Annotated in this window: 8 protein-coding genes; 4 read left to right on the top strand and 4 right to left on the bottom strand. The window is 70.4% G+C overall.

Annotated features, from left to right (window positions below; all coding sequences use genetic code 11):
* Positions 1 to 72 precede the first annotated feature (72 nt).
* Entirely contained in the window at positions 73 to 519 is a 447-nt protein-coding gene (locus tag KXC43_RS41965) for a hypothetical protein (protein WP_221381845.1), read from the bottom strand.
* Between the two features lie 95 nt (positions 520 to 614).
* Between KXC43_RS41965 and KXC43_RS41960 the strand changes: the two genes are divergently transcribed.
* Positions 615 to 1,526, top strand: coding sequence for a COG1361 family protein (locus KXC43_RS41960; RefSeq protein ID WP_221381844.1), 912 nt, complete (start codon positions 615 to 617; stop codon positions 1,524 to 1,526).
* A 104-nt stretch (positions 1,527 to 1,630) separates the two neighbouring features.
* Positions 1,631 to 1,978: an ArsR/SmtB family transcription factor gene (locus KXC43_RS41955; protein WP_438870949.1), complete on the top strand. Its 348-nt coding sequence runs from the start codon at positions 1,631 to 1,633 to the stop codon at positions 1,976 to 1,978.
* 3 nt (positions 1,979 to 1,981) lie between these two features.
* Here the strand turns inward: KXC43_RS41955 and KXC43_RS41950 are convergent, their stop codons facing one another.
* Genes KXC43_RS41950 through KXC43_RS41940 form a run of 3 tightly spaced genes read right to left on the bottom strand, consistent with a single transcriptional unit; the run spans position 1,982 to position 3,365 of the window.
* On the bottom strand, positions 1,982 to 2,311 hold the full coding sequence (locus tag KXC43_RS41950) for a DUF3140 domain-containing protein (protein ID WP_221381843.1): 330 nt from the start codon (positions 2,309 to 2,311) through the stop codon (positions 1,982 to 1,984).
* A complete protein-coding gene (locus KXC43_RS41945; protein WP_221381842.1) occupies positions 2,304 to 2,522 on the bottom strand; it encodes a hypervirulence associated TUDOR domain-containing protein in 219 nt (72 codons plus the stop codon). The genes KXC43_RS41950 and KXC43_RS41945 overlap by 8 nt, the downstream gene beginning before the upstream one ends.
* Before the next feature lie 36 nt (positions 2,523 to 2,558).
* Positions 2,559 to 3,365: a class I SAM-dependent methyltransferase gene (locus KXC43_RS41940; RefSeq protein ID WP_308129506.1), complete on the bottom strand. Its 807-nt coding sequence runs from the start codon at positions 3,363 to 3,365 to the stop codon at positions 2,559 to 2,561.
* A gap of 196 nt (positions 3,366 to 3,561) precedes the next feature.
* On the opposite strand from KXC43_RS41940, the gene rpsA reads away from it, so the two are divergent.
* Together rpsA and coaE are read left to right on the top strand one after the other, a co-directional pair.
* Positions 3,562 to 5,193 (top strand): 30S ribosomal protein S1, encoded by a 1,632-nt coding sequence (rpsA, locus tag KXC43_RS41935; RefSeq protein ID WP_438870950.1) that lies wholly within the window; start codon positions 3,562 to 3,564, stop codon positions 5,191 to 5,193.
* Positions 5,194 to 5,328: 135 nt separating this feature from the next.
* Positions 5,329 to 6,528, top strand: a complete 1,200-nt coding sequence (gene coaE, locus KXC43_RS41930; protein ID WP_221381839.1) for a dephospho-CoA kinase — start codon at positions 5,329 to 5,331, stop codon at positions 6,526 to 6,528.
* Positions 6,529 to 6,953: the final 425 nt, after the last annotated feature.

Raw genomic sequence — 6,953 nt, 5'->3', positions numbered from 1 at the left:
ACCTCAGAGCGACACACAATCCAAGAAGCCCACGACCACCCCTCGACCCCGCCGCACGGGTTAAAACTCAAGCTAGGGTCTGTTTCGCGGCGAGACTGCTCCGAAGATCGTGCCGGCCCCCAGCGCGCCGGCCGCGAAGGCGGTGAACCACGGCCAGAAGGTCGTGCCGGGCACCATCGCCATCACGACGACGGTGACCAACGCGCCGGCCGGCACGGCGGCGGCCAGTGGTAGCGGCGCGGCGGCTGGGTGCCGGGCCACCGCGATCGCCAGCGGCACGAAGAGCGGCAGATAGGGGACGGGCCAGTCCGCCGGCACCGGCTCGTCCCGGACGAGAATGAAGACGGCGGCCGCCGCCACGCCCAGGACCACGGCCGCCGCCGTCTGCACGAACAGGTAGGTGGCGCGTTGCCCGGCCGGGCCCTTCCGGCCGTCCGCCTCCGGCTCGCCCAGGCCGAACCACATGGCCGTGACCTGCAGCAGTTCCCGAATCCCGGATCGAACCCCGTCGCCCGCCATGCCCCCACCCTAGAGAGCGGCGCACAAATTTAGACGACCTTCGATAGAGTTGGCGAGGCCATGACATCGAAGAGCCACGGGGGAAAACGTTGTTCGTGCGTACCTTGATCGGCCGCGGCCTGACGGCTGCCGCCCTCCTGGCCGGCGCCACGCTTGGCGCCGCCGCTCCGGCCCAGGCCGCCGAGCCCGGTCTGACCGTAAGTGCTACCCGCCTCGTGTTCGAGCCGGGCGAGCACGGCTATACCGGCACCTACCACGTCACCGTCACCAACACGGGTTCCGCGGCGGTCGGCGCCGCGGTCAAGATCGTCGAGCCGGTCGCGGGCGCCTTCCGCCAGCTCCGTCCCGGCGTCGCGTGCATGTTCGCCGAGCCCGTCGACGGACGACGGACGCTCGACTGCGATCTTCCCGGCGGTTCGCTCGCCCCGGGCCAGGTCCGCAAGTTCCGGGTCGACGCCGAGGCGCTGACCACCCCGCGCGATTACGCCATGCAAGGAAACGACACTCTCACCACGGTGTACTCCCTGTCCGACTCGGCCCAGGCGACGGCGTCCTCGCCGACGCTGTTCCGCTCCACCACCGGCGTTTTGCGCAACCCGCAGCCGTACGTGCAGGATCGGGACGCCGACATCACCGCGACGGCCGGCGATGTCACGCTGACCCCGAACGGCGAAGGTGTTCTCACCGGCCGCGTGCCGGTGACGATCCGCTGGAACGGCGATGCCGGGCACAGCGGCATCACCACGGAGACGGTGGTGCCGGCGCCGTTCGAGGCGCGTGGCGCCGGTCCCGACAATGTCTGCATGTACCCGTACTGCGACGTGTCCGGTCCGATGTACCCGGGCCAGACCATCGGTGTCGAACTCGAAGTCGAGGCGCCCGCCGACACGCCGAGCGGCACCGTCACCACGGGCTCGATCCGCGTCTACGCGCCCCTGGGCAACGAGCAGCTGTCCGAGGACACCCCGGACGTGGCCGTGGCGCCGTTCCGAATCACCGTCGGCTGATCAGGCGGCGTACGCTCTCCGCGGTTGTGCCGTTCCGCGGCCGGCCGCGGAGAGCCAGATCTCCGTGACGGGCCGTGGTTGCGGCGCTTTGCAAGGGTGACGCCATGGGGAGCCAGACGATGGAAAACGCCGCCGAGACAGGACCGCTCACCCGTGAGCCGCTCGACCCGGCCCGGGCCGACGTGTACGCGCCGATGTTCAAGGCCCTGGGTGACCCGGTGCGCCTGCGCCTGCTGTCGATGATCGCCACCGCGCGCGGCGGCGAGGTGTGTGTCTGCGACCTGACGGGCGAGTTCCACCTGACCGGCCCGACCATCTCGCACCACCTCAAGGTGCTGCGCGAGGCCGGCCTGGTCGACAGCGACCGCCGTGGCACCTGGGTCTACTACCGCATGATCCCGGCCGCGCTCGCCGTCATGGGCACCCTGCTCGAGACGGGGATCCCGGTCTGACGCTCACTTCTTGAGCGGGTCATGGCCCCAGTTCATCAGCGAGTACCGCCACTTGGTGTCCTCGACGTCGCCCTTGGGGTGCTGGGCGAGGTGCCGGTGCACGTACCCGACGACCTTGCGCATGTGCGCCTCGTCGGCCTCGGTCAGGTCGGCCTTCTTCGTGCCGAGGATCTTGATGATCTTGCGGCCGGAGTCGTGCCCGACCGATTCGGCCCCCGACGACGACTTCTGGCCGACGTCCTTCGACTCGTCGGTCCTCAGCCACTTCTCGAGCTCGGTCGCGGTCATGTTGACCGCGTCCTTGAACTCGGCGTAGGTGTCCTGCTCAGCCATTCTTCTTCAGCGCTCCTGGCTTGTGCACGGCCTCGCGCCCCGTCTTGTCGCTCTTGACCTTGTACTGCGGGTCGTCGGGCGAGGCGTCGACCGTCCGCCCGGCCGCCTCGGTCCGCTTCGTGATCTTCTGCTCGACCTCGCCGTGGACGGTCTGCCCGTGGCTCTTCCAGGTCACGTCGTCGCCCTTTTTCAGGCTCTTGTCATCGGCCATGAACCCGAGGTACCCCGGCGCGGCCTGCGGAAACGGTCAGCCGGGCAGATCGGAGACGAAGATTGCCGTACCCGGGAAGAGCCGGCCGCGCAGCGGGCTCCACTGACCCCAGACCTGCTCGTGCCCCGCCGGCCACTCCGGTTCGACCAGGTCGCGCAGCACGAAGCCGGCCGCCACCAGTTCCCGCACCCGATCGCCGAGCGTGCGGTGCTGCTCGACGTAGGACGGCACGCCGTGCTCATCGGTCTCGACGTACGGGGTGCGGTCGAAGTACGAGTTGCGGGCGATCAGCCCGGACTCGTCGGGCTCGTCCCAGAAGATCCAGCGCATCGGGTGCGTGATCGAGAAGACCCACGAGCCGCCCGTACGCAGAACCCGCGCGACCTCCCGCATGGCGGCCTGAGAATCGGCCACGAACGGGATGGCCCCGAAGGCCGTGCACACGATGTCGAATACGCCGTCAGCGAACGGCAGGGCCAGCGCGTCGGCTTGCACGAGGGGCACCCGGACGCCCGTGCGGGCCTCGGCCGCCCGCGCATGTCGCAGCATGCCCGCCGAGAGATCGAGGGCAGTCACCTCGGCGCCCTGTCCGTCGAGCCACCGCGCCCCCGCCGCGGCGCCCGCCCCGAGCTCCAGCACCCGCCGGCCGCGCACGTCGCCGAGCAGCCGCGCATCGGCCTCGCGCAGCCCTTCGGGACACCAGACGAAGTCGAGATCGCCCAGGAAGGCGCCATGTTCGGCCTGGTAGTCGTCGGCGTCGGAGTCCCACCAGCCGCGGCTGGCGATCCGGCTCTCGGCGTCGGTGATCGCCGAGCCGGGCGCCGGCGGGTTGATCTCGGTCACCCCGACAAGGTACGGCACCGCCCACCGGCGTCCCGATTTCCGACATTACGGGCATGCTGCGGGGTTTCGACCGAACATTGTGCCTGGCTCGTCAGGAGGGCTTGCAACCTGTGGTAATGCGCACGGTAAGCTAGTCGATGCGCTCGCGGATCGTGTGCCTCGGCAGGGAGCAGGTTCCGTGGTCGTCGGTCTCGACATGATCGACTGCAAGGATCCCGATGGTTCTTGGGCTCGTTCGTGCCGTGCCCGCCGGCAGTTCCGCGGCGCGCGAGAGACACCACGAATCCATCCGTTCGGAGCAACAGTCCACATGACGAGCAGCATCGAGGCCACCTCGAGCGCCAACAAGGTCACCGTCGACGATCTCGGGTCCGAGGAAGCATTCCTCGCCGCCATCGACGAGACCATCAAGTACTTCAACGACGGCGACATTGTCGAAGGCACCGTCGTCAAGGTCGATCGGGACGAGGTCCTGCTCGACATCGGCTACAAGACCGAGGGTGTCATCCCCTCGCGCGAGTTGTCGATCAAGCATGACGTGGACCCCGCGGAAGTGGTGTCGGTCGGTGACCACATCGAAGCCCTCGTCCTCACCAAGGAGGACAAGGAAGGTCGCCTGATCCTCTCGAAGAAGCGTGCGCAGTACGAGCGCGCGTGGGGCACCATCGAGAAGATCAAGGAGGACGACGGCGTCGTTCGCGGCTCCGTCATCGAGGTCGTCAAGGGTGGTCTCATCCTCGACATCGGTCTCCGCGGCTTCCTGCCGGCCTCCCTGGTCGAGATGCGTCGTGTCCGCGACCTCCAGCCCTACGTGGGCCGTGAGCTCGAGGCCAAGATCATCGAGCTGGACAAGAACCGCAACAACGTGGTCCTGTCCCGCCGGGCCTGGCTCGAGCAGACGCAGTCCGAGGTCCGCACCGAGTTCCTCAACAAGCTTCAGAAGGGCCAGGTCCGCAAGGGCGTCGTGTCCTCGATCGTCAACTTCGGCGCGTTCGTCGACCTCGGCGGCGTCGACGGTCTGGTGCACGTGTCCGAGCTCTCCTGGAAGCACATCGACCACCCCTCCGAGGTTGTCGAGGTCGGCCAGGAGGTCGAGGTCGAGGTGCTCGACGTCGACCTGGACCGCGAGCGCGTCTCGCTGTCGCTGAAGGCGACCCAGGAAGACCCGTGGCGCCAGTTCGCCCGCACCCACGCGATCAACCAGATCGTGCCGGGCAAGGTCACCAAGCTGGTTCCGTTCGGCGCTTTCGTCCGCGTGGACGACGGCATCGAGGGTCTGGTGCACATCTCCGAGCTGGCCGAGCGGCACGTCGAGCTGCCCGAGCAGGTCGTCCAGGTGGGCTCCGACGTCCTGGTCAAGGTCATCGACATCGACCTCGAGCGTCGTCGCATCTCGCTGTCGCTCAAGCAGGCCAACGAGGGCTTCGTCGAGGGCGAGGAGCACTTCGACCCGACCCTCTACGGCATGGCGGCCACGTACGACAACGAGGGCAACTACATCTACCCGGAGGGCTTCGACCCCGAGACGGGCGAGTGGCTCGAGGGCTTCGACAAGCAGCGCGAGACGTGGGAGAAGCAGTACGCCGACGCCCGCGAGCGCTGGGAGGCCCACACCAAGCAGGTGCAGGCGTCCCGCGACGCCGACGCCGAGGCTGCGCTCAACCCGGTTCCGGCCGGCGCCGCGACCAGCTCGTCGTCGTCCACCTCGACGTCGTCCACCTCGTCCTCGCCGGCCCCGGCCCGGGCCAACGAGGAGCCGTCCGGCACCCTGGCCACCGACGAGGCCCTCGCCGCTCTGCGCGAGAAGCTCGCGGGCGGCAAGGGCTGACCCAACCCTTGGGCTGAGCCAGACCGCAGCATCTCCAAAGGCCGCTCCGACTCCGGTCGGGGCGGCCTTTCGCCGTTCCCGGCACTTCGCCCGAGCGGGCTGTCGCGTCCCGGGCCGGACGGGAATACTGGTCGCGTGCTGAAGGTGGGTCTGACCGGCGGGATCGGTGCGGGTAAGAGCGCGGTGGCGCGGCGGCTGGCCCGCAACGGCGCGGTGATCATCGACGCCGACGTACTCGCCCGCGAGGTTGTCGCGGCCGGCACCGACGGGCTGGCCGAGATCGTGGCCGCCTTCGGGGTGGGAATGCTCGCGGCCGGCGGCGAGCTCGACCGGCCCGCGCTGGCAGCCAAGGTCTTCGGTGACGACGACGCCCGCCGGGCGCTGGAAAAGATCATTCACCCCCGCGTACGGGCCCGGACGGTCGAACTGACCGCCGGCGCCCCGGCCGACGCGGTGGTCGTCAACGACGTGCCGCTGCTGGTCGAGACGGGGCTGGCCCCCTCGTACCACCTGGTGATCGTCGTCGAGGCCGGCCGTGCGGCGCGGATCCGGCGGCTCGCCGAGACCCGGGGCATGACTGCCGACCAGGCCGAGGCCCGCATCGCCGCCCAGGCCGACGACGCCGTGCGTCGCCGCGCCGCCGACGTGGTGCTGGCCAACGACGGCACCCTCGACGAACTGAACGCGCAGGTCGACCGGCTCTACCGCGGCCGGCTCCGCGCGTACGAGGGGAATCTGCGCCTCCGTGTCTCGGCGCGCCCCGACCGCCGGCTGCACATCGCCGAGCCCGACCCCACCTGGCCCGAACAGGCCGGCCGCCTGATCGCCCGGATCCGGCACGCACTGCCTCCCGGCCACCCGGTCTCGCACATCGGCTCGACAGCCGTCCCGGGGCTGCCCGCCAAGGACATCATCGATCTCATGCTGGGCGTGCGCACCCTCGCCGAGGCGGACGCACTGGCCGACCGGCTGGCCCGGGCCGGCTTCCCGCAGCGCCCGGGCGAGTGGGTCGACAACGCGCGCGGCATCCCCGGCGAGACGTGGCCGAAGCGCCTGCACGGCGGCACCGACCCCGGCCGTGCGGTGAATCTGCACGTCCGGGTGATCGGCTCGCCCGGCTGGCGCTTCGCCCTGCTCATGCGCGACCACCTGCGCTCCGTCCCCGAGGCCCGGGACGGCTACGCGGCGGCCAAGGCCCGGTGGGCGGCCGAGCACCACGACCGTTACACCTACGCCGACGCCAAGGAACCGTGGTTCGACGACGAGGCCCGGGCGGCCGACGACTGGGCCGAATCAACCGGCTGGCAGCCCGGCCCCGAAGATTGCCCGAGCTGACGGGGGCTTTCCTCCGGCGTGAACCGCCGACCCGCTGTGGCTCGCCGCCGTCCCCTCTCGGGCGTCGGCTCGGCCGTCGCCTCTCCAGCGCCGGCTCGGCCCGTTGGCCTCGGGGCAGGGGCGTACGGAAGAAAGCGGTTGACCCTCGGGTTGAAAGAAGGGCGCTCGCGGCGGCCGGTCTGCGCTGGGCGCGACCACCTGCGGGTGCGCTCGCCGGCTGACCGGGGCGCAACAACCACGGGCCGGCTGAGGGGGACCGTGTGGTGGCCCCGCTCGGTGCCGGGCGGCCGCCGCGAGCGGCCTACCCGACCAGGGTAGGCGTGCCGCACAACCGGCATCAATGCCGCCGGGCAGGGCCGAATGTGCACCCTCCGCACGACCGCCTCGCCCGGGTGAACGCACGGCCCCGGCGCGGGCCGGAACTT

The sequence above is a fragment of the Paractinoplanes polyasparticus genome, from assembly GCF_019710575.1.
Lineage (GTDB): Bacteria > Actinomycetota > Actinomycetes > Mycobacteriales > Micromonosporaceae > Actinoplanes > Actinoplanes polyasparticus.
The sequence above is the reverse complement of the archived record's forward strand: the minus strand, read 5'-3'. Positions and strand labels throughout refer to the sequence as shown.

Excerpts from the sequence above, each read along its gene's own strand:
- KXC43_RS41965 (WP_221381845.1), bottom strand. The coding sequence starts at position 519 with ATGGCGGGCGACGGGGTTCGATCCGGGATTCGGGAACTGCTGCAGGTC.
- KXC43_RS41955 (WP_438870949.1), top strand. The coding sequence starts at position 1,631 with ATGGGGAGCCAGACGATGGAAAACGCCGCCGAGACAGGACCGCTCACC.
- KXC43_RS41950 (WP_221381843.1), bottom strand. The coding sequence starts at position 2,311 with ATGGCTGAGCAGGACACCTACGCCGAGTTCAAGGACGCGGTCAACATG.
- KXC43_RS41945 (WP_221381842.1), bottom strand. The coding sequence starts at position 2,522 with ATGGCCGATGACAAGAGCCTGAAAAAGGGCGACGACGTGACCTGGAAG.
- rpsA (WP_438870950.1), top strand. The coding sequence starts at position 3,562 with ATGATCGACTGCAAGGATCCCGATGGTTCTTGGGCTCGTTCGTGCCGT.